25 protein-coding genes are annotated in these 21227 nt (G+C 73.6%); 11 read left to right on the forward strand and 14 right to left on the reverse strand.

From position 1 onward, the window contains the following. Window positions 1–172 precede the first annotated feature (172 nt). Together LQ327_RS29690 and LQ327_RS29695 are read left to right on the forward strand one after the other, a co-directional pair. Complete coding sequence (locus LQ327_RS29690) at window positions 173–1330, forward strand: HoxN/HupN/NixA family nickel/cobalt transporter (RefSeq protein ID WP_230739662.1); 1158 nt, start codon at window positions 173–175, stop codon at window positions 1328–1330. Beyond that, complete coding sequence (locus tag LQ327_RS29695) at window positions 1327–1809, forward strand: peroxiredoxin (protein ID WP_230739664.1); 483 nt, start codon at window positions 1327–1329, stop codon at window positions 1807–1809. Before LQ327_RS29690 ends, LQ327_RS29695 begins: the two co-directional genes overlap by 4 nt. Here the strand turns inward: LQ327_RS29695 and LQ327_RS29700 are convergent. Then, window positions 1806–3248, reverse strand: a complete 1443-nt coding sequence (locus LQ327_RS29700; protein WP_230739666.1) for an ABC transporter substrate-binding protein — start codon at window positions 3246–3248, stop codon at window positions 1806–1808. The genes LQ327_RS29695 and LQ327_RS29700 overlap by 4 nt on opposite strands. A gap of 17 nt (window positions 3249–3265) precedes the next feature. Next, complete coding sequence (locus LQ327_RS29705) at window positions 3266–3619, reverse strand: ArsR/SmtB family transcription factor (RefSeq protein WP_230739668.1); 354 nt, start codon at window positions 3617–3619, stop codon at window positions 3266–3268. A gap of 80 nt (window positions 3620–3699) precedes the next feature. On the opposite strand from LQ327_RS29705, the gene LQ327_RS29710 reads away from it, so the two are divergent. Further along, window positions 3700–4278, forward strand: a complete 579-nt coding sequence (locus tag LQ327_RS29710) for a hemerythrin domain-containing protein (RefSeq protein WP_230739670.1) — start codon at window positions 3700–3702, stop codon at window positions 4276–4278. Further along, complete coding sequence (locus tag LQ327_RS29715) at window positions 4275–5096, forward strand: family 1 encapsulin nanocompartment shell protein (RefSeq protein ID WP_230739672.1); 822 nt, start codon at window positions 4275–4277, stop codon at window positions 5094–5096. The genes LQ327_RS29710 and LQ327_RS29715 overlap by 4 nt, the downstream gene beginning before the upstream one ends. A gap of 3 nt (window positions 5097–5099) precedes the next feature. On the opposite strand, the gene LQ327_RS29720 is transcribed toward LQ327_RS29715, so the two are convergent. Further along, entirely contained in the window at window positions 5100–6371 is a 1272-nt protein-coding gene (locus LQ327_RS29720; protein WP_230739674.1) for a PP2C family protein-serine/threonine phosphatase, read from the reverse strand. A gap of 355 nt (window positions 6372–6726) precedes the next feature. On the opposite strand from LQ327_RS29720, the gene LQ327_RS29725 reads away from it, so the two are divergent. Continuing rightward, entirely contained in the window at window positions 6727–7560 is an 834-nt protein-coding gene (locus LQ327_RS29725; RefSeq protein ID WP_230739676.1) for an endonuclease/exonuclease/phosphatase family protein, read from the forward strand. Between the two features lie 6 nt (window positions 7561–7566). On the opposite strand, the gene LQ327_RS29730 is transcribed toward LQ327_RS29725, so the two are convergent. From LQ327_RS29730 to LQ327_RS29750, 5 genes are all read right to left on the reverse strand, one after another. Beyond that, complete coding sequence (locus LQ327_RS29730; protein ID WP_230739678.1) at window positions 7567–8802, reverse strand: acyl-CoA dehydrogenase family protein; 1236 nt, start codon at window positions 8800–8802, stop codon at window positions 7567–7569. Window positions 8803–8900: 98 nt separating this feature from the next. Continuing rightward, complete coding sequence (locus tag LQ327_RS29735) at window positions 8901–9824, reverse strand: helix-turn-helix domain-containing protein (protein ID WP_230739680.1); 924 nt, start codon at window positions 9822–9824, stop codon at window positions 8901–8903. Window positions 9825–9952: 128 nt separating this feature from the next. Continuing rightward, window positions 9953–10111, reverse strand: a complete 159-nt coding sequence (locus tag LQ327_RS29740; protein WP_230739682.1) for a DUF6131 family protein — start codon at window positions 10109–10111, stop codon at window positions 9953–9955. A gap of 209 nt (window positions 10112–10320) precedes the next feature. Beyond that, window positions 10321–10551, reverse strand: coding sequence for a hypothetical protein (locus tag LQ327_RS29745; RefSeq protein WP_230739684.1), 231 nt, complete (start codon window positions 10549–10551; stop codon window positions 10321–10323). A gap of 219 nt (window positions 10552–10770) precedes the next feature. Then, complete coding sequence (locus LQ327_RS29750) at window positions 10771–11751, reverse strand: helix-turn-helix transcriptional regulator (protein ID WP_230739686.1); 981 nt, start codon at window positions 11749–11751, stop codon at window positions 10771–10773. 188 nt (window positions 11752–11939) lie between these two features. On the opposite strand from LQ327_RS29750, the gene LQ327_RS29755 reads away from it, so the two are divergent. Further along, on the forward strand, window positions 11940–12209 hold the full coding sequence (locus tag LQ327_RS29755; protein WP_230739688.1) for a hypothetical protein: 270 nt from the start codon (window positions 11940–11942) through the stop codon (window positions 12207–12209). 40 nt (window positions 12210–12249) lie between these two features. Here the strand turns inward: LQ327_RS29755 and LQ327_RS29760 are convergent, their stop codons facing one another. Then, the gene (locus tag LQ327_RS29760; protein WP_230739690.1) at window positions 12250–12579 is read right to left on the reverse strand and encodes a hypothetical protein; all 330 of its coding nucleotides are present in this window, start codon (window positions 12577–12579) and stop codon (window positions 12250–12252) included. Beyond that, complete coding sequence (locus LQ327_RS29765) at window positions 12576–12806, reverse strand: three-helix bundle dimerization domain-containing protein (RefSeq protein WP_230739692.1); 231 nt, start codon at window positions 12804–12806, stop codon at window positions 12576–12578. The genes LQ327_RS29760 and LQ327_RS29765 overlap by 4 nt, the downstream gene beginning before the upstream one ends. Before the next feature lie 131 nt (window positions 12807–12937). On the opposite strand from LQ327_RS29765, the gene LQ327_RS29770 reads away from it, so the two are divergent. Beyond that, a complete protein-coding gene (locus tag LQ327_RS29770; protein ID WP_230739694.1) occupies window positions 12938–13192 on the forward strand; it encodes a hypothetical protein in 255 nt (84 codons plus the stop codon). Window positions 13193–13214: 22 nt separating this feature from the next. Here the strand turns inward: LQ327_RS29770 and LQ327_RS35080 are convergent, their stop codons facing one another. Together LQ327_RS35080 and LQ327_RS29780 are read right to left on the reverse strand one after the other, a co-directional pair. Then, complete coding sequence (locus LQ327_RS35080; protein WP_230739696.1) at window positions 13215–13802, reverse strand: TMEM165/GDT1 family protein; 588 nt, start codon at window positions 13800–13802, stop codon at window positions 13215–13217. Between the two features lie 248 nt (window positions 13803–14050). Further along, on the reverse strand, window positions 14051–14431 hold the full coding sequence (locus LQ327_RS29780) for an ArsR/SmtB family transcription factor (protein WP_230739698.1): 381 nt from the start codon (window positions 14429–14431) through the stop codon (window positions 14051–14053). A 208-nt stretch (window positions 14432–14639) separates the two neighbouring features. Here LQ327_RS29780 and LQ327_RS29785 point away from each other — a divergent pair, with 208 nt between their 5' ends. The 4 genes from LQ327_RS29785 to LQ327_RS29800 all read left to right on the forward strand — a co-directional run bounded on the left by LQ327_RS29785 (window position 14640) and on the right by LQ327_RS29800 (window position 20145). Next, a complete protein-coding gene (locus LQ327_RS29785; RefSeq protein WP_230739700.1) occupies window positions 14640–15683 on the forward strand; it encodes an alpha/beta fold hydrolase in 1044 nt (347 codons plus the stop codon). An 83-nt stretch (window positions 15684–15766) separates the two neighbouring features. Then, complete coding sequence (locus LQ327_RS29790; protein ID WP_230739702.1) at window positions 15767–17746, forward strand: potassium transporter Kup; 1980 nt, start codon at window positions 15767–15769, stop codon at window positions 17744–17746. Further along, a complete protein-coding gene (locus LQ327_RS29795; RefSeq protein WP_230739704.1) occupies window positions 17743–18522 on the forward strand; it encodes a (2Fe-2S)-binding protein in 780 nt (259 codons plus the stop codon). The genes LQ327_RS29790 and LQ327_RS29795 overlap by 4 nt, the downstream gene beginning before the upstream one ends. A gap of 90 nt (window positions 18523–18612) precedes the next feature. After that, complete coding sequence (locus LQ327_RS29800; RefSeq protein ID WP_230739706.1) at window positions 18613–20145, forward strand: class I adenylate-forming enzyme family protein; 1533 nt, start codon at window positions 18613–18615, stop codon at window positions 20143–20145. A 60-nt stretch (window positions 20146–20205) separates the two neighbouring features. Here LQ327_RS29800 and LQ327_RS29805 read toward each other — a convergent pair whose 3' ends face one another. Continuing rightward, a complete protein-coding gene (locus LQ327_RS29805) occupies window positions 20206–20760 on the reverse strand; it encodes a GNAT family N-acetyltransferase (RefSeq protein ID WP_230739708.1) in 555 nt (184 codons plus the stop codon). Window positions 20761–20829: 69 nt separating this feature from the next. Further along, window positions 20830–21117 carry an ArsR/SmtB family transcription factor gene (locus tag LQ327_RS29810; RefSeq protein WP_308286402.1) on the reverse strand — a complete coding sequence of 96 codons (288 nt, stop codon included), beginning with the start codon at window positions 21115–21117 and terminating at the stop codon, window positions 20830–20832. Window positions 21118–21227 lie beyond the last annotated feature (110 nt).

The following is a 21227-nucleotide window of genomic DNA, read 5'->3' on the forward strand; positions in this document are numbered from 1 at the left end:
TTCCGGTACATGTCAACGATCACCGACACGTCAACATGTTTCGGTCTGATGACTGCGTTGACGCTGTGTTGCGTACGTCGACGACTATCGACATGTGAAGCTGAACAGGCCTACTGTCCGGCGGCCGCCGGCGTCGCCCGGGGCCACGGCCGCCGTCGGAGGAGGACCCCCGTTGACCTCGAGCGCCCTCGCGCCGTCCACGAGCTGGTCGCGCGGTCAGCGCCTGCAGCTGTCGGCCATCGTCGCCGTCGTCTGCCTGCTCCACGTGGTGGGCTGGACGCTCTACCTGTCCCTGACCGCCGGGCCGCTCGGCGCGGGGGCGTTCGCCGGGGCCGGGGTGCTCGCCTACGTGCTCGGCATCCGTCACGCCTTCGACGCCGACCACATCGCCGCGATCGACGACACCACCCGGCTGATGGTCCAGCGCGGCCGCCGCCCGGTGGGCGTGGGCTTCTTCTTCGCCATGGGCCATTCCTCGGTGGTGGTGATCCTCGGGCTGGTCGTCGCGCTGGCGGCGGGCCTGGCGAGCTCGAGCGGGGTCGACACCTTCCGCGAGGTCGGCGGCACCGTCTCGACCGTCGTGGCGATGGTGTTCCTGGGGCTGGTCGCGGTGCTCAACGCGATGGTCCTCACCGGCATCGTCGGCTCCTGGCGCGACCTGCGCCGCGGCCGTCTCGACGAGGACGAGCTGGAGCGCCGGCTGCTCAACCGCGGCCTGGTCAACCGGATGCTCGGCGGGCGCGCCCGCACCCTGATCCGCCACTCCTGGCACATGTACCCGCTGGGCCTGCTGTTCGGGCTCGGGCTGGAGACCGCCTCCGAGGTCACGCTGCTGACCCTGTCCGCGTCGACCGCCTCCGGGGCGGGCGGGACCGCCGGCGGCGCGCCGCTGCTGGCGGCCCTGACGCTGCCGCTGCTGTTCGCCGCCGGGATGAGCGCGTTCGACACCGCGGACGGGCTGCTGATGTCGATCGCGTACTCGTGGTCGAACCGCAGCCCGGCGCGGCGGCTCTTCTACAACATCGCGACCACCGCCGCGACGGTCACGGTCGCCGGGTTCATCGCCGCCGTCTACCTGGCCGGGGTGCTCGCCGACGATCTCGGGGTCACCGCGCTGGCCGGGTTCGCCTCGATCGCCGACGACTTCGAGCTGCTCGGTTACGTCATCGTCGGCTTCTTCGTCCTGGTCTGGGGCGGTGCGGCCCTGCTCTGGCGGGTCGGCGGTTTCGAGCGGCGTCACGGGTCCGTCGCGGTCCGTGACACCCTCGACATCCCGCCCGCCGCGGCGTTTGCTGAACATCCCGACAGTCCTCGGAAGGACGTGCTGTGACGATCTCCGTCGGCGAGAAGGTCCCTGACGTACCGCTCAAGGCGATCTCCGGGGGCGAGGTGAGCGATGTCCGCACCGGTGAGCTCCTCGGCACCGGGAGGGTCGTGCTCTTCGGCGTGCCCGCCGCGTTCAGCCCGACGTGCAGCGACGCCCACCTGCCCGGGTTCGTGATGCACGCCGCGGAGCTGGCCGACAAGGGCGTGTCGAAGATCTTCTGTCTGTCGGTCAACGACTTCTTCGTGATGCAGGCCTGGGCTGCCTCGCAGCACGCGGACGACATCGTGATGCTCGCCGACTCCGCCGCCGCCTTCACCACGGCGATGGGGCTGGAGGTCGACACCGGGGACTTCGGGCTCGGGGTGCGCTCGCAGCGCTACAGCGCCGTCATCGAGGACGGCGTGATCACCTCGCTCGACGTCGAGGCCGGTCTCCCCGACCACGACGTGTCCTCGGCCGAGAACGTGCTGACCAAGCTCTAGCGCGGCCGTCCGACCTCGCTGAGGATCCGCAACGACGACCCGTCGGCCTGCGCCACGTAGAGCTGCGGGCGCAGCAGGTCGCGGCTCCCGATCGCGTCGGGGGCCGTGACCGGCCGCTGCCGTCGCAGCGCCCGGCCGTGGGCGGCCGCGGACCCGTCGGGGTCGAGGTGCACGATCCGCGCGTACTGGTGGATCGACTCGTAGACGATCTCGGAGAGCGCGGTGACCGCGGGCGCCCACACGCCGTAGGCCGTGCGGTAGCGGCGGAGCAGTTCGCCGTTGCCCGCGACCGGGCTGTCCTGGAAGTACCCCAGCGCGGTCTGCAGGCCCTCGCCGGCCCGCGGCCCGATGTGGGCGATCGTGGCCTCCTCGAGCGCGAGCGCGACGGTGCGGGTGGTCGCCCGCAGACCGGCCGCGTGGCTCTGGCGCTCGAACGCCACCTCGTCGGCGCCGACCAGGCTGGACAGGATCAGGTCGGCCCCGGAGCGCTCGATCCGCTCGATGGTGGCGGCGAACTCCCCGGTGCCCAGCGGGTGCAGGGCCTCGCCCGCGACCTCGCCCCCGGCGCGGGTGATCGCGCGACGTGCCGCGGCGTGGGCCCCGTAGGACCACACGTAGCTCTGCCCGACGAGGAACCACCGCCGTCCGCCCGCCGTCGCCATCGCCGGTGCGACGAGGGCGTCGAGCTGGGCGTCCGGCCGCTCGCCGAACCGGACCGCGGTGGGGGACAGGCCGCCGCCCTCGTTGAGCACGGTGTGCACGACGAGCACGTCCCAGCCGGTCACGGCCCGCCGCACCGCCTCGAAGCTCGCCGAGGTGCTGTTGACGAAGATCGCGCGGCAGCCGAGCCGGGCCATCCGCTCGGCCTCGAGCGCGGCCTGGTCGGCGTCGGTGGCGTCGTCGGCGGTGACCAGGTGCGCCGCCGAGCCCCGGATCCCGCCGTCGGCGTTGACCTCGTCGACGGCGAGCTCGGCCATCAGCTCGGCCGACATCGAGTAGACCGCGCCCGAGCCCGAGGCGTTGGTGATCGCCCCCAGCCGCACCGCGCCGTCGTCGGGGGGCTCCGGCAGCGGGATCCCACGCCGGTGCAGCAGCCACTCCATGCCCTCGCCGGGGACGTGCGCCCGGACCTGGAGCCGGGTCTCGCGCGCGCCGCTGGGAGTGAACCGCAGGCTCAGCCGCCCGCGCCACGGCTGGGTGTGCTCGATGTCGATCACGGCGCCCGGGACGACCCGCGCCAGCGTCCCCAGGACGTCCACGGCGTGACCGCCGAGCCCGTCGAGGGGCAGCCGCAGGCTCACCACCGCGCCCGGCCGGACCTCGTCGCACTGCGCGTCGAACAGCCAGCCCGCGCCCTGGGCCGTGCCGAACAGGGCGAACACCTCGTGGGGCGCGAGGCGCACCGTGCGCTCGGCCGCGATGGTGACGGTGTCGCTCATGCGCGCCGCCGCGGCGTCTACCCGGCCGCCTGCCGGGCCGACCCCGGCGGGTCCTCCCCGGAGGTCGCCCCGGGGTTCTCGACCGCCTCGACGCCCTGGCGCAGGATCGACTGCAGGAACACGAACGCGTCGCGCACCGCGCCGTCGGCGTCGAGGGAGTAGAAGCGGTTCCGTCCGTCGCGGCGCTCGCGGACCAGCCCGGAGGTGCGCAGCACCCGCAGGTGGCTCGACACCGTCGTGCGACCGACGGCGTCGATCCGCTGGGCGATGTCGCCGACGCTCAGCTCACCCTGCTCACCGAGCACGGCCAGGATGCGCCGGCGGACACGGTCGGACAGAGCGTCGAACGCCAGGTTCTCGTTCGGCTCCACGCACGCACGGTAACACCCGTCGATGGATGAGCACATGTCGTCGATCCGGCACCCGCGCGGATCTGGCTAAGGTGGCCGCCGTGCCCGACATCACGACGCTGATCATGGACGACCACGCGTGGTTCCGTCGGCAGTTCGCGGCCCTCGACGAACTGCAGGCCCGTCCCTCCTCGGAGCCCGCCGAGCTGACCGCGATCTGGACGCCGCTGGCGAACCGGCTCGACGTGCATGCGCTCGCCGAGGAGAAGATCTTCTACCCGCAGCTGCTCGCGCACGGTGAGAACCCCGAGGACGAGACGCTCGACGCGATCGGTGACCACAACGAGATCCGGGACGGCGTCGCGGCCGCGGAGCGCAACCCGGTCGGCAGCCGGGGCTGGTGGGACGGCGTGTGGGCCGCCCGCCGCGCGAACGACGAGCACATGGGCGAGGAGGAGAACGAGGGCCTCGCCGACTTCCGCCAGCACGCCACCACCGGGCTGCGCGACAGCCTCGGCGTCCAGTTCCAGGAGTTCCTGGACGCCCACCCGACCCCCGACGATCTCGACAACCGCGACAAGGACCCCGAGGCCTACGTCGCGGCCGTCGAGAGCGAGCTCGACACCCCCGCCCCGGCCGGTCACGGTCTCGGGATCGGCAGCCTGAAGGGACAGCAGTGACCGTCCACGACCACCTCCTGCGCGACAAGGCGCCCATCCCGACGACCGCCTGGGCGGCCGTCGACGACGAGGCCCGCGAGCGGCTCACCCCGCTGCTCACGGCCCGCCGTCTCGCGGACTGGACCGGGACCGCCGGCTGGAAGGCGTCGTCGGTCGACCTCGGCCGGTCGCACCGCCTCGCCGGCCCGCCCCCGGGCGCGGCGGCGGGCAGCGCCCGTGCGCGGCTGCGCCGGGTCCAGCCGCTCGTCGAGTTCCGGGTGCCCTTCACGGTGTCCCGCGAGGAGATCGACGACCTGCAGCGGGGCTCGCAGGACCCCGAGTTCGACGACCTCGCCCGGGCCGCCCGGGAGGCCGCCGAGATCGAGAACCGGGCGATCTTCCACGGGTGGCCGGACGCCGGCATCACCGGGATCACGGAGATCTCGCCCTACGACGCCGTCCCGCTCGGCGAGGACCCGGCCAAGTACCCGGGCGCGGTCGCGCGGGCCGTCGACCAGCTGCGGCGCCAGGGCATCGAGGGACCGTACGCGCTCGCCATCGCCCCGGCGGGCTACACCCGCATCGTCGAGACCACCGAGCACGGCGGCTATCCGCTCTTCGAGCACCTCAGCCGCATCCTCGGCGGCCAGGTCCACCGCGCGCCGGGGCTCGACGGCGCCCTGGTGGTCAGCCAGCGCGGCAGCGACTTCCTGCTCGACGTCGGGCAGGACCTCGCCATCGGCTACCACGACCACGACGGCCAGGTGGTGCACCTCTACTTCGAGGAGTCGTTCACCTTCCGCGCCGTCGAGCCGGACGCCGCCGTGGTGCTGCGCTAGCGGTCACGGCTCCACGCGCAGGACGACGACCGCCGCGTCGTCGTCGTTCGTCGCCCGCGCGTGGTGCCGGGCGGCCGCGGTGACGAGGGTGCCGGCGAGCGCCTCGGCGTCGGCGCCGTCCTGCGCGGCGAGCGACCGGGCCACGCCGTCCTCCTCGAACTGCGCGCCCGCCGGGTCCCGCGCCTCGGTGATGCCGTCGGTGTAGAGCACCAGCGCGTCGCCGGGAGCCAGCTCGACGGTGTCGATCGCGGTGGGGTGGTCCGCCGTCAGTCCCAGGACGCGGCCGCCGCCGGGGCGCTGCTCCACGGTGCCGTCGTCCCGGCGCACGAAGCCCGGGGGATGTCCGGCGCCGGCGATCCGCACGCTCCAGCCCGCCCCGGTGCGGGCGAAGGTCGCGTAGACGGCGGTGACGAAGCTCCGCCCGGCGCCGAACCAGGACAGCAGCACCTCGTTGACGGTGTCGAGGACGGCGCCCGGGTCGGGCTCCGAGAGCGCGGCGGTGCGGACCGCGGAACGGGCCAGCGCCGTCGTCCGCGCCGCCGCGGCGCCCTTGCCGCAGACGTCGCCGATCACCACCCCGAAGCCGCCCCCGACGAGGGGGACCACGTCGTAGAAGTCGCCGAGGACGTCCACGCCGGTGCCGCCCGGGATGAAGCGGGTGGCGATCTCCATGCCGGGGACGCGCGGGGCGTGGGCGGGCAGCAGCGACTGCTGCAGGATCTCGGCGAGCTCGGCGCTCTCCTCGGCGTAGTGCGCGAGGTCCTGGGCGGCCAGGCGCAGGCCGATCGTGTCGTTCGCGGCCGCGGCGAGGGTCCGGATGGCGGCGACCTCCGCCGCGGTCCAGTCCCGGACTTGGACGTCCATCGCGCAGAGGTTGCCCAGCACGTACCCGTCGGGGTCGAGGACGGGGACGCCCAGCCACGCCCGGGCACCGAACGCCTTGATCTGGATCAGGTCGCGCAGCCGGGGGTCGGCCGCGGTGTCGGGGGCGACGACCTCCACGCCGCTGTCGACCACGAGCTGGCAGGCGGCCTCCCGGGCGGGCGCCTCGAAGGTGCCGTCCGGCCCGCAGAGCGCCGCGGAGTCGGGGGCGCCCTTGAGGAACGACCGGACCTCGTCGACCACGGTCATGTACGTCATCGGGACGTCGAGCAACGACTTCCCCAGCACGCACAGCCGGTCGAACGCCTCCTCCGGCCCGGTCTCCAGCAGGCGCGTGGCACGCACCGCCGCTGCGCGCGAGGCGGTCTCCACGCCGGTGCGCCCTTCGCTCACGACCCCTCCTGCGGTCACCGTTCGTCACCACAGTATCCGCGCCAGGAGAGTGAATGCTCCGCTCCCGGACGGTCGTGACCCCCTGCGACGGGCCGATCGCAGGTGGTGAGATCCGGATGAACCGGTCGTCGTCCGAGCCTCGAATCGCGAGGGTCGGCCCCGGCCGCCGCGCCTGGTGGGGGGTACCGGGCGGCGGTCGGGGCCGACTTCTCCACGGTGCCCGACGCCGCCGGGGAAGTCATCGTGCGCCGTGCACGTTCCTCCTGCCTCGCGGGGCCAAGGCCCTGTCCTGCCGTCGGACCGTGCCGTACGTTCTCCGCACCTCGATGACGGTGACGACGGCGGAGGCGACCGGGTGCGCGTTCCCGCGGCGGCGGCCCTCGTCGTCTGCGCTCTGGCCGTCGCCTGCGCCCCGGCACCGCCCCCGGAGTCGCCGTCGGACCTGCGGGTCATGACCTGGAACGTGCTCACCGCGCGCTACGACCCGGCCGACTGGATCGGCACGATCGCCGCGTGGCGGCCGGCGGTGGTGGGGCTGCAGGAGATCTGCGCCGGCGAGGCCGTCGCCCTGGCCGACGAGCTCCGCCGGGACCGCGGGCTGCCCTACGTGGCCGTGCCTGGACCGGTCCGGCCCACTCCGGCCGAGGACGTGGCGCCGGTCAACGCCGAGCTCCGCCACCCGTGCCACGACGGCGCCGTGGTGTCCTACGGGCTGGCCGTGCTCACGTTGCTCCCGGTGACCTCGGCGACGACGGGTCTGTACGCGCCGGATCACCGCGACGAGCAGCGCGGGTACCAGCGGCTGACCCTCCGCGCGCCGGACGGGACGCCGCTCACGCTCTACAACACCCACCTCGGGCTGAACGGCGTGGCTCTCGGCCAGATCCGCGATCTCGCGACGAGGGCGGGCGCGGAGCCCGCGCCGACCGTCGTCGTCGGCGACCTCAACGAGCCGCAGGGAGCGGACCCCGCCGCGACGGCCCCGCTGCGCGACCGCTTCGGCGAGGTCGATCCCGACGGGAACCTGCCCACCTCCCCGAACGATCCCGGGAACCCGGCCGCCCCGGCCCGGGAGAAGATCGACTACCTCTTCTTCCGCGGCCTGGTGTCCGTCGTGCCCCCGGCGGTGCCGTGGGTGCCGGCGTCGGACCACCGTCCCGTGATCGGGACGCTCGGACCCGGTCGGTGACGCGGCTCAGCTCATGCCGGACGCGGCCAGCGGGTCGTACCCGGGGGAGAGGAACAGGCTCTGGAGCTGGCGGCGGCGGATCCCGATGTTGCTGCCCTCGATGATCGGGTAGGCCAGCGCGTCGTCGAGGAATCCGGCGAGCGGGAAGTTCCGGTCGTAGGCCGTGACACCCACGACCTGAACCAGCTTCGTGATCACCTCGACGGCCGTCTCCGACCCGAGGACCTTGGCGTGCAGGCCCAGCTCGAGGGCGGACGGGTGCTGGGTCATCACGGCGTCGAGCGCCCGCCAGGCGAGCAGCCGGGCGGCCTCGATCCGGCCCTTGGCGTCGGCGAGGGCGTCCGAGACCGCCTGGTGTTCGAGGATCGGCACCGCCCCGCCGCGGGTCTCGGTCCGGGCGAAGCGGTAGGCGACGTCGAAGGCCTCGCGCATGGCGGCGACGGCGAAGACCCCGATCGAGGCCCCGCTGGGGAGGAACGCGTTGCGGGTGAGCGCGACGCCCTGGCCCTCCTGGCCGAGCAGGTTGGCCCTCGGGACACGGACCCGGTCTAGACGGACCCGCGACGTCAGGCAGCCGCGCAGCCCCGGCAGGTCGTAGTGCTCCTCGACCTCGAGGTGCCCGGCGAGGTGCTCGCGCTCGGCCACCAGCAGCGAGATGCCCCCGGGCGCCCGGCAGACGATGGTCATGAGGTCCGGCCCGTCGCCGTCCCAGCCCGACAGGTGTGACGCCCAGGCCTTCGTGCCCTCGATGACGTAGTGGTCGCCGTCGGGGGTGGCGGTCGTGGTGATCCCGGCCGCGGGCGCCTCGGCGTCGAAGTTCGCGCTGCCGCCCGGCTCGCTGAACGCCATGGCCGCCAGCGGCGCCCCGGAGTCGGCGAGGAACGGGGCGACGAAGCGCTGCACCTGCTCCGGGGTGCCGGCCTGGTAGACCGGCATGAGGGCGATCAGCGGCCCGGCGAAGGAGATGGTGAAGTCGGGGCTCTTCGCGGCCCACTCCTCGACGAAGATCGCCGCCTCGACACCGCCGCCGGCCGCCCCGCCCACGGCCGCCGGGATCAGGCCCTTGAGGAAGCCCTGTCCGACCGCCTTCTCGAAGACCGGCCGCGCCAGCAGCGCCCGGGTCAGCGGGTCGGGCTCCGCGCGCACCGCGGCGGCGAGGTCGCGCAGGTGCTCGTCCGCGAAGGCGCGGGCCGCGGCCTTGAGCTCCTCCTGCTCGGGGCTCAACAGGAACGACACGGTCATGGCTGCTCCTCCGCTCGGTGAGGGCCCGAGCATCGCCGGGCGGACGGCGGCGGTCTCGGCGTTCCGTGCACGGTGGGCCGGCCGTTCGTGCAGACCGGTCAGGTCGCGACGTCGCGCGGCGAGACCCCGAACCGGCGGCGGAAGGCGCGGCTGAACGACGTCGGGTCGTCGAATCCGTGGGCGGCCGCGACGGCGGTGACGGTCGCGGTGTCGGCGGGATCGGCCAGCCGGGCGGCGCTGCGCTCGAGCCGGAGGCGGCGCACGGTGGCCGCGAAGGTCCCGTCGGTGTCCGCGAAGAGGTTGTGCAGGGTGCGCGGCGAGATCGCGAACCGCCGGGAGACGCCGTGCACGGTCAGGTCGCGGTCGCCGAGGTGCCGTTCGACGTACGCCAGCACCGCGGCCCGGGTGACGCCGCGCTGCTCGTCGGGCCCGGCATCTCGCCGGCCCTCCGCCGTGGCCGCCGCGACCGCGGCCGCGAAGGAGTCGGTGAGGTCGGCCGCGCCGGGTGTCGTGGTCCCGAGCGGCCACAGCGCCGTCATCAGGGCGGTGACCACCGAACCCACGCCGGTCCCGTCCACGGGTCGGCCGAGGGCGGGCCGGCGGCCGTGGAGGGCATCGGTCAGCGCGGCGTGGGGGAGCCGGTAGGACAGCATCTGCCACGGCTCGTCGAGGTGGAAGAAGTAGGGCTCGGTGGTGTCGACGACCACGAACTGCCCCCGCTCGACGACGCTGGTCTCACCGCGCACCGTCGTGATGCACCGTCCCGCGAGCTGCAGGTTGACGAAGTAGTGGTCGTCGTCGGTGCGTGCGACCTCGCGGGGGCCGTGGTCGGTGCGTTGTGGGCGGGCGCGGAGACGCGCCCGGTTCAGCCCGGCGAGCGGGCGTGTCTCGACGCGGGCCGAGAAGCCCTCCTCGTCCAGCGTGCGGTGCGGGGTCAGCGGGACGAAGGCCTGGCAGATGACCTCGTGCCAGTAGCCGAACTGCTCGCGGGGCGGCAACGCCGCGATGTCCCAGACACCCACCGGGGCACCTCCCACCGCCGCGTCGGATTCGTGGCGGCCATTCCAGCGCACCACGATGACGACGGCGTCACGATCGGCCTCCACCTGCCCGGAGTCGTCCGCTGCCGCGGACGGCCCCGGGCCGGGGATCAGAAGTAGGTCCGGCGCCCGACGGGCCGCCCGACCGCGCCCAGCAGGGTGAGGATCAGGCCGACCACCAGGAGGATCCAGCCGATGGTGCCGACGATTCCTGGGACGGCGGGCACCACGTAGGTCAGGACGATGAGAATGATTCCGAGAATGATCACGAGGAGATCTCCGATCGCGGGGAGCGTCAGGGGAACTGAATCCGGATCTCCGAAACGAGAGTCCGTTCCAGCTTCCCGTTCAACGACTCCCGACACTTCCGCGATGCTGGCGTGAAGAAGATCTGTCGAGAATTGCGCCGGTCGCCTGTCCGGCCACGGCGAGTGGCCGAACGTCCCGGGCTCTTTCCCCTACGGGGGCCGAAATTGTGTCAGTTCGACGTGCTGTCCCGGGAAATGTCCGCCCGGAGCCCCTCGCGGGCCGCCTCGAGTACGACGAGGTCGGCGAGGTCGAGACCCGCGATGCCGGTCAGCACGGCCACGTCCGTGATCCACGCGAAGGCCTCGGGGGCGCCGAGGCCCAGCGAGTCCATGACGATGCCCGCGGCGGCGGCCAGCCGTGCCTCGTCGGCGTCGAGCAGGGGGTTCGGCAACTCGAGCATCGCCAGCGCTCCGATCGGCTCGTCCTGCCCGTCCACCCCCACGGCCCGCCGGCCCGGCGGGAGGGCCCGGGCCCCGCCTCCCGGGGCCACGGCCGAGCGGCCAGGGGGCGGCGCTCGGCGTGCGGTGGTCCCGGGAGACGGAGCAGGGGCGGGGCAGGCCCGCAGGCCGCCTCTCGCGAAACGTACTCGTGATCTCGTGCGGCGGACAAGGCCCGGCACTCAGCGGCGCAGCGTCTCGCTCGGCGGGGGTCCGAAACGCCGGCGGTAGGCGGCGGTGAACCGGCCGAGGTGGGTGAAGCCCCACCGGCGCGCCACCCCGGAGACGGTGTCGCCGCGAGCCGGGTCGCCCTCCAGCAGCTCGTGGTGCGCCCGCTCCAGGCGGACGGCGAGCAGGTGGGCCCGCGGCGTGGTGTCCCGGTGCTTGCGGAAGGCGTGCTGCAGGCCGCGGGGTCCGATCCCGGCCGCCTCCGCGATGTCGGCGAGATCGATCGGCTCTCCCGCGTGGCGCTCCATGAAGTCGATCGCGCGCCGCACGACGGCCGGCTCGGCCGACCCGGCGTCCCGTCGGGTCGCGTCCTCGACCGCGTCGAGGGCGGTGTTGGGGAAGGTGTGGATCAGGGTGGTCGCCAGGAGACGGAACGCCTCCGCGCGGGCCATCGGGCTCGCGGCGATCTCGGGGTCGCCGAGCACGTCGCGGCGCACGTGCTCGGCCGCGGCGTGCCAGTGCCGTTCCCGGCTCGCCGACAACGGCCGCGACAGCCAGAAGCGCACCCCCTCCGGCGCCAGCCCGGAGAGGTCGGCGGCGATCCGTGCGGTCTCGCCCAGGTCGAGCCGCACCACGTCGTAGTCGACGTCGTCGAGGCACGTCGACAACGGGCGCAGCGGGTCGATCAGTACGGTCTCCCCGGGGCCGAACTGCACCTCCCGTTCGTCGGTGCTCACGTCACACCGTCCGGCCCGGGGCCGTGCGACGAACAGCGCGCCGCTCGGTGCCGTGCTCGTCCCGAACGCGACCGACTGCCGCATCCGCTCGAGGGAGAACCGGTCGGTGTCGGTGCCGCGCAGGTGGAGCTGGAACGCGTCGCGGTGGCCGGAGATCCGGAACGTGCTGTCCGAGTACCGCGCACAGATCATCGCGTAGGCGAGATCCGGGTCGTCGGTGGCGAACTCGTACGCCTCCGGCTCGGACACCGCCGTCATGCCACCCACCTCTCCCGACGATTCCCCGTGCGCCGATCCGTACATTCCAGACGGGTCAGGCATACCACTGCGTCGGGTCCCGTGTCTCTTCCCGAGCATCGCCGATCCGACTCGTCGGCGGCCGTCACGATCGGGTCGGCACGCGGGAGGCCACGGCGGCTCCCCGACGCGATGGCTACGCTCTCGCCGTGATCGTTCACGCCGACCGGACGGTGAGTGACGTGCTCGTCGACGAGGCCGTCGATGCCCTCGACGGGCTGCTGCCCGGGCTCGGCGCCGCCGTGGTCGATCTGTTCGACGCGATCCACGACCGCACCGACGACCCCGGCGCGGCGCGCTCCGAGCCGCTCGTCCGGCTGGCCGAGCACCTGACGCGGGCCTGGCCGCGGACCGCGGCGCCGGATCGTCCGCTGGTGGTGCTCGACGCCGTGCGCAGCGTCATGCACTCCCGGCCGTGAAGGCCTGAACGACTGAGGACCTGGATGTCGCCGTCCCGGCTCAGCCCGGCGTCCAACGCCGGAGGGCCTCGTAGACCAGCCCGCCGGCGACCGCGGCGGGCAGGTCGATGACGCCGGTGAGCAGGAGCGCCCCGGCTCCCAGGTAGGCGGGCGTGCGGTTCGGGAGCACGGCGTGCACCAGCCGGGCCGTCTCCGTCGCGGCGCTGCCGACCTGCTCGACGAGACCTCGTCCGGACCCGTCGGGTCGGGTGCCGGCGGCGTCGCCGTCGGTGGGTCCGTGCCGCTCCACCGGCAGCGGAGTGGGCGCCGGTACCCGCTCGCCCGCCGTCGCCGGCTTCGGCTCGGGGTGCTTGTCCTTGGCCATGGTCACGCCACCTCGTCGGGACGGGGGCCGGTCTCGAGCCGGCCCCGGACGGCGCGCTCGACCAGGATCGGGACGAACGCGTGGACGGACGCGTCCTGGAAACGTTCGGCCTCCGCGTCGACGGTCCGCCGGATCTGCGCGGCGCGCCCGTCGTCGTGGGCGCCGTAGCGGCTCACGAGCCGTTCGGCGACGTCGTGCAGTGCATTCGCGGACTGCTGGCTGAACCCACCCACACCCCGAGCGTCCTCCGGCCGGCCACGTCGTCAAGCGCCCGGCCGCGCCACCCCGCTGCGCCCACCTGGAGGCCCGCTGTCCACGGTGCGAAGAACCGCGCCGTCTCCGCGTCGGCCCTAGGCTCTCCCGGGTGTCCCCGATCATCGTGGCCTCGAAGTTCGTCTGGTCCCACTACCCGGGCATGCGCGCGGGCCGCATCTACGCGGGCAAGTCCGACCTGACCCGGCATCCGAACGCCGAGACCCATCTCGTGGCGGGGCCGGACGCCGTCGAGACGCTGTGCGGCCTGCCGCGCGCGCAGTTCCCGCACGAGTTCGCGGAGGGCACGGCGCCGGGGAAGCGGGCGGAGCTCTGCGTCACCTGCCTGCCGGCGGCGCAGTCCTGACCGGTGGCGCAGTCCTGACGACTCAGCCGCGCACGGCGCTGACGATGCTGATCACGGCGAGGACCATCATCGCGACGGCCGCGAGCCGGGTCAGCCACACCAGCGAGAGGATCCGCTGCAGCTTGCGGCCGCCGAGGATCGCGAGGCCGCCGACCGCCCAGAGACCGAGCGTCGCGCCGACCCCGACCGCGATCGGGTCGTGGTAGTGGGCGGCCAGGTTCGCGGTGACGATCTGGGTGAGGTCGCCGAACTCGGCGACGAGGATGACCCCGAAGCTGGTCGCGGCGACCCGCCAGCCGCCGGTCCGGCTCGGCGCCGGCAGGTTCTCCTCGGCCTCGTCGTCGCCGCGCGCCCCCCGCAGGAGCAGCACGGCGCCGAGGAGGAACAGCGCCGCGACGATGCCCTCGAGCACCCGGTGGGGGAGCAGGGTGAGCAGGCTGCCCGCCGCGACGGCGAGGCAGACGTGGACCAGGAACGCCCCCGCGACGCCGAGGAAGACCCGGCGCGGGTCGTACCGGCTGCCCAGCATCAGGCTCGCGAGCGCGGTCTTGTCCGGCAGTTCGGCCGGGAAGATGATCGCGAAGACGATGCCGGTGACGGCGAGGTTCACGGGGTCGGGGACCTCTCACGGTCGGGGCGACCACCCCGGGCCCCGACGGCGGACCTCGGTGCGGCCGCGCGCGGGCACGGCTCGGGCACCGAAGGTCTCGCCCACCCCGTCGGAACGGGACCACCGGGCCGGGCGAGCGGACTCGCCAGCATGTCGACGCCGGTGCGGGGGGCTACTCCCCTTCGCTGACCTGACGCTCCCATCATTTCGTCAGCTTCGCAACTGACGAGCGGGCGTCGTGCCCCGGGTCACCCGGCCGGGGATCCGGGTGGGTCCGGGGCGAGGGAGCCGTCGACGTCGATGTGGCTGAAGATCTGCTCGACGAGCTCCAGGACGTGCGGGTCGTCGACGGTGTAGAAGGTGCGCTTGCCCTCGCGCCGGGCGGACGCGATGCCGCCGAGGCGGAGCTTCGCCAGGTGCTGGCTGGTGGTGGCCAGGCTGAGCCCGACCCGGCGGGCCAGGGTCCCGACGTCGGCCACCTCGTGGGTCATCAGCCACGTCAGGTGCAGCCGCGAGGAATTGCCTAGCAGGGCGAACGTCATCGCCGCCGACGCCAGCTGGGGTCCGGTCGGCTCACCGCCGCCGAGCGCCTCCGGCGGCGTGGGCCCGTCCGTCTCGGCCCGGGACATCGGGTCAGTGTCGCTGATCGTCGACGACGTGACCAGGAGCGCACCGACCGGCGATTCCGCCGGGCGTTCGGACGGACGGCCCACGACGACCTGCTCCGGCTGTCCGAGCGAACGGCGCGGCGGGCAACGATTGCGTGGCGGTCGCTTCTCCCGACCGGCCGTCGGTGGTGTGCTCGACCTCCGCCTGTTCCATCCAGGGAGGTCGACGATGCCCCCTCCGACCGACGCGCAGACCTTCGACCTGGGTGACGTGACCCTGGCCAGTGGGACGACGCTGCGCGGCGCCCGGCTCGCGTACCAGGTCTACGGCTCGCTGAACGCCGACCGGACCAACGCGATCCTCTACCCGACCTGGTACTCGGGCTGGCACACCGACAACGAGTGGCTGATCGGCACCGACAAGGCGCTCAATCCCGACGAGTGGTTCATCATCGTGCCGAACATGCTCGGCAACGGGTTGTCGACCTCGCCGTCGAACGCCGACTCGCCCCACGACCACGCGCGGTTCCCGATGGTGACCTTCGCCGACCAGGTGGAGTGCCAGTACCGGCTGGTCACCGAGCACTTCGGGATCCGGACGCTGCCGCTGGTCACCGGGTGGTCGATGGGCGCCGGCCAGACCTACCAGTGGGCGGTCGCGCACCCGGAGATGGTGCAGCGCGCGGTCCCGTTCTGCGGGTCGAGCGTGACCGCCGCGCACAACCAGGTCTTCCTCGAGTCGCTGGCGACGGCCCTGGTCGCCGACGCGGCCTACGCCGACGGCGACTACGCGCCCGACCGCCTCCCGGTGAAGGGGCTGCGCGCCTTCGCCCGGATCTACTCCGGGTGGGGCTTCTCGCAGGCGTTCTACTGGCAGGAGGAATGGCGCACCCTCGGGTTCACCTCGCTCGACGACTTCCTCTACGGGTTCTGGGAGCAGTTCTTCCGCGACGGCCGGGACCCGAACAACCTGCTGGCGATGCTCCGCACCTGGCACGCCGGGAACGTCGGGAACACCCCCGGGTTCAACGGGGACACCCGGGCGGCGCTGCGCTCGATCCGCTGTCCGTTGCTCTCGCTCCCGGCGGAGAAGGACCTCTACTTCCCGCCCGAGGACGAACAGTGGGCCTCGCAGTTCATCCCGGACGGCCAGGTGCGGGTGATCCCCGGGGTGTGGGGCCACTTCGCCGGCGGCGGCAAGAACCCGGTGGACACGAAGTTCATCGACGGCGCGATCGCGGAGATGCTGGCGCGCCCCGGGTACGTCGGCTGAGCGGGATGGTGACGCACGCCCGGGAGGTGCTGACACCCCGCTCGTGATCACGCCGTGGCCCTGTCCGGAGCAGACTGCGGGGTATGGCTGACGCCGAAGCGCTCCCGGGCCCGACGCCCGCGGCAGCGACAGGGGACTCACCGACGCCGCGGCGGCGCGCCGGCAAGGCCGAGCACCCGGCGTCGTTGGGAGCGGGCATCACGGGGCTGGCGCTCGGGGCGCTGGGCGTGGTGTTCGGTGACATCGGCACGAGCCCGCTCTACGCGATGCAGACGGTGTTCTCGATCGACGGCAACGCGGTGAGCCCGTCGCAGTCCGACGTGTACGGCGTGATCTCGCTGATCTTCTGGTCGGTCACGGTGATCGTGTCGATCAAGTACGTGATCTTCATGCTGCGCGCCGACAACGACGGCGAGGGCGGGGTCATGGCGCTGGCCGCGCTGGTGCGCAGCGCGGTGCGTGACGGGCGCTGGGCGTCCTTCGCGCTGGCCCTCGGGGTGCTGGGGGCGTCCCTGTTCTACGGCGACTCCCTGATCACGCCGGCGATCTCGGTGCTCTCCGCGGTGGAGGGCGTCGAGGTGGTCCGCCCGGAGCTCGCCGAGGCGGTGCTGCCGATCGGCGCCGTGATCCTCGCCCTGCTGTTCGTCGGGCAGCGCGCGGGCACCGAGCGGGTGGGCCGGTTGTTCGGGCCGGTCATGGCGGTGTGGTTCGTGGTCCTCGCCGTGCTGGGGCTGCCGCACATCGTCGCCCACCCGGACGTGCTCCTCGGCCTCTCGCCGACCTACATCGTGCTGTTCTTCGCCGACCACCCGTTCACCGCGTTCATCGCGATGGGCGCCGTGGTCCTGGCGATCACCGGCGCCGAGGCGCTCTACGCCGACATGGGGCACTTCGGGCGCCGGCCCATCCGCCGGGCCTGGTTCGTCGCGGTGTTCCCGGCCCTGATCATCAACTACCTCGGGCAGGGCGCCCTGATCCTGCACGACCCCTCGGCGGTGTCGAACCCCTTCTACCTGCTCGCTCCCGACTGGGCGCGGATCCCGCTGATCGTCCTCGCGACGGCGGCGACCGTGATCGCGTCGCAGGCCGTGATCTCCGGGGCGTTCTCGGTGTCGCAGCAGGCGGTCCGGCTGGGCTATCTCCCGCGGCTGACGGTCAAGCACACCTCGGAGCACGAGAGCGGGCAGATCTACGTGCCCACCGTGAACTGGCTGCTCTTCGGCGGGGTGCTGATCCTCATCGCCACGTTCCGGTCGTCGTCCAGCCTCGCCACCGCCTACGGCCTCGCGGTGACCGGCACGCTGCTGCTCTCGACGACGTTGTTGCTGGTCCACGCCGCGACGACCTGGCGCTGGGCGACGTGGCAGCTCGTCACCCTCGGCATCGTGTTCGGCGGCATCGAGCTGCTCTACTTCACGGCGAACCTCACCAAGATCGTCCACGGCGGGTGGCTCCCGCTGCTGGTCGCGGCGTTCGTCATCGTCGTCATGACGACGTGGCAGCGGGGCCGGCGCGTCGTCACCGCCCGGCGGACCGACATGGAGGGATCGCTGCGGGAGTTCCTCGACGAGCTTCCCGACGAGATCGTGCGGGTGCCCGGCACCGCGGTGTTCCCCCATCCGACCAACGAGACCGCACCGCTGGCCCTGCGCGCCAACGTGGAGTTCAACCACGTCCTGCACCAGCACGTCGTGATCGTCTCGCTGGTGTCGACGTCGGTGCCGCACGTGCCGGTGGACCAGCGGCTGACCGTCGACGACCTCTGGCACCCGCAGGACGGCGTCGTCCACGTGAGCGCGCGCTTCGGGTTCCAGGACGTCCAGGACGTGCCCGGTGTGCTGCGCCAGGCGTGCGAGCTGTCCCCGGAGCTCGCGGCGGGCGACCCGGACGAGGCGCTCTACTACATCTCACGGATCACCATCGAGCGCGGCACCGAGCCCGGGATGCGCACGTGGCGCAAGCGGCTGTTCGTCGGGCTCGCCCACAACGCCGCCTCCCCGGCCATGTCGTTCCGGCTGCCGACCGAGCGCACCGTCGTCATGGGATCGCGCGTCGACCTGTGAGCGCGATCCCCGCGGGGGTGTCGGGCCCGCTGCTCGCCGCCGACCGGGGGCCGCGGTTCGCCGCCTGGGTCGGCCGGCCGGACGCGGCGCCCTGGGCGTCGGCGGCGGACCTGTTCGGGTCGGGGCTGGCGGCGGCGGTCGCTGCGGTCGGGGAGGCCCGCGGGGCGGCGAACCCGGCGGTCGCGGGGGCGCTGCTGTTCGAGGGCTACGCGATGCGTCTGATCCCACCGGTGCTGGCCGCGGCGCTGACCGAGGCGCGTGCGCCCGACCCGGGCCTCGACGCGGTGCGGGTCGAGTGGGCGGACGCCCGGGTCGGGCAGGTGGCGCTGGACGGGTCGTGCGGCGCGGCGTCCGAGGTGGTGCCGGCGCTGATGGAGCGGAACCTCGCGGTCGCGCTCGACGCCGTGCACCGGGCGGCAGGGACCGGCCTGCGGGTGCTGCGCGGCGCGGCCGCCCACGCCGTCACGGTGACCGCCCTGCACCTGTCGTGGCCGGACGAGCAGCCGGCGCGCTACCTCGGGCCCGCCCGCGAGGTGCTCGACCGCTGGGGCGTGGGCGAGCTGGTGCGCATGGCGGCGGTGCCGGTCGCGGGCGAGCGGTGGCTCTACGCCGAGCGACGCAGCTGCTGTCTCGCCTTCCGCACCGCCGATCACCGTCGTGCCGCCTCGTTCTGCGCCACCTGCCCGGTCACCCCCGAGGCCGAGCGGCGCGGGTCCTTCCACGACGCCGTCGGCGCGTTCATCGACCGCACCGGGCGGGCCCGCCGGGGTCATTGACGCGACCTGCCCGGGCCCCGAAGCTGATCAGGTCACGCCGGTGTGACCCCTCCGCCGGCCGTATCCCGTCCCGTCCGCGAGAGGCCCGCGATGAGTGAGACCACCTTCCAGCAGACCTGGCTCACCGCCGTCGAGGAGCACGCCGACCGCCCGTTCCTGATCTTCCGGGCCGAGTCCGGGGCGGTGTCCCGGTGGACGTACGGCGAGTTCGACGGCGTCGTGACGCGGGTCGCGGGCCGGCTGCGCGCGGGCGGGGTCCGGGCCGGGTCCCCGGTGCACCTGGTGCTGCGCAACTGCCCCGGCTTCGTCGCGGTCTGGCTCGCGGCCGCCCGGCTCGGGGCGTGGATCGTGCCGGTGGACCCGGCCTCGGCGGTCCGGGATGTCGCCAGCCAGGTCCGGCGGGTGAAGCCGGTCGTCGGCATCTGCGCCGTCGAGCGCGCGGCGGTCTACCACGAGGGCGCCGACGGGGCGGTGCCGCTGGTGATCGAGATCGACGAGAGCGAGTCCGACGTCGCGGACGGTGGCGTCCTCGACGGCCCGCCCGACGACGCGCCACCCGCCGTCGTCGCCCCGACCGACCGGATGGCGGTCATGTTCACCTCGGGCACCACGTCCGAGCCCAAGGGCGTCGACCTCACGCAACGCAACTACGCCCACGTCGCCGCGGCCATGGCCGACGCCGCCGGGCTCGAGGCGCGGCACCGCTGGTACGTGACGCTGCCGCTGTTCCACGCCAACGCGCCGTTCTACTGCTTCGCCCCGGCGATCGCGCGCGGCGCCAGCGTCGCGCTGCTGGCCACGTTCACCGCCTCCGGGTGGGTCGCGTACGCGCGCGAGCTCGAGGTCACGCACGCGTCGCTCTTCGCCGCGCCGATCCGGATGATCCTGGCCCGCACGCCCGAGGACCAGGCACCCGCGGCGCTGGAGCACGTGTGGTTCGCCCAGAGCCTCGGCGCCGAGCACCACGCGCAGTTCGGCGCGCTGGTCGGTGTCCCGCCGCGGCAGCTCTACGGGATGACCGAGACCACCGCGATCGTCTGCTTCGACCCCAACGACCCGCCGCGCAACGACGTCATCGGCCGCCCGCTGCCGGGCCGGCGCATCCGCCTCGACGACCCCGTCGACGGCACCGAGGCGGAGACCGGCACCCCCGGCGAGCTCGTCGTGCTCGGCGTCCCCGGCGACGACCTGTTCGCCGGGTACCTCGACGACCCGGACAAGACCGGCGAGGTCTTCGACCCGACCCCCGAGGGCACCTGGTTCTCCACCGGCGACCTGGTCTCCGCGGACGCCGAGGGCACGCTGCGGTTCGTCGGGCGCGTCGACGACGTCATCAAGGTCTCCGGCGAGAACGTCAGCCTCACCGAGGTCGAGGCCGCCGTCGCCCAGGCGCCCGGCGTCCTCGAGGTCGCCGTGATCGCCCAGCCCGACCCGATCCGCGACGTGGTGCCGGTGGCCTACGTCGTGGCCCGCGACCCGGCGTCGCCGCCGTCGAGCGACGAGCTGACCGCCTGGGCCGAGCGCAACCTCAGCCCGGCCGCCCGGCCGCGGAGCTGGAGCCTGATCGACGAACTGCCCCGTACCAGCGTCGGGAAGGTCCGCCGCTTCCGGATCGGGAAGTGAGGGCCTCCGGCCCATGTGAGTGGAAGTGGACGTCCGGACGTCCACTCCCACTCACATGCGTCAGCTGACGATCTCGAAGTGCACCGTCGACCACGGGTCGGTCGGCCGGGCGTCGTGGACCTCGACGGCGCCGGGGAACGCCCGCCAGAACGCCAGCGCACCGGGGACCGAGGCGTTGGTGTGCAGGCAGACGGGGGAGTAGCCGGCCTCGAGGGCCCAGCGCGCCGCCGCCTCGGCGAGGGCCCGGCCGACGCCGTGTCGACGATGCCCGCGGTCGACCCACACGCGTCCGACCTGCCCGGTCACGGCGTCGGCGTAGCGCCGCGCGAGCCACGTCGGGACGTGGTGGGCGGACGGGCCACCGGGGCGGACGACCGCGGTGCCCGCGATCTCGCCGTCCCGGGTGCACACGAGCAGCGCCCGGGTGGGGTCGTCGAGGTAGAAGGCGGCGAGGTCATCGACGTCGGCGTGCAGCGCGGGGTCGTGGCCGCCGAGATCCCGGGCGAGCATCCGCCGCATGTGGGCCTCGACGGCCGGGAGGTCGGACCGTGTGGCGAGGCGCACCGCGGGGCGTGTCGACCGTGGTGGTGCCTCGAGCGCCTGGATCACGGTCATGTCGGCACTGTCGCATAACTATGGCAGTAAGCACGAGAGTGCTGGAGCGAGACTGTCTCGTCGGACGGGTCAGGGTGCGCGGTCGTCGAGACGGTGCCCGGCGTCGTGGATGAGACCGGAGATCAGGTCGGCCACATGGTGGTCGCGGGCCCGCGAGAGCACGCGTCGTCCGTCGCGGCGCTGGGTGATGAGTCCGACGAGGCGCAGTTTCGCCAGGTGCTGCGAGACGGCCGGGCGGGCCACGCCGAGACGCTCGGCCAGGGTGGACACGTCGAACTCGTCCCCCGACAGCAGCCACAGGATCCGCAGCCGGGTGGGGTCCGCGAGCATCCGCAGCCCCTCGACGGCCGTCTCCACGCGGTCGTCCGGCGGCAGTTGTTGCCACCGTTCGGCCGCTGCACCGTTGTCGCGTGCGCACACAAGCACGTATGTTGGCACGTAAGTCCGCCGGGCACCACCGTGGAGGT

The sequence above is a fragment of the Actinomycetospora endophytica genome (genome assembly GCF_021026375.1).
Lineage (GTDB): Bacteria > Actinomycetota > Actinomycetes > Mycobacteriales > Pseudonocardiaceae > Actinomycetospora > Actinomycetospora endophytica.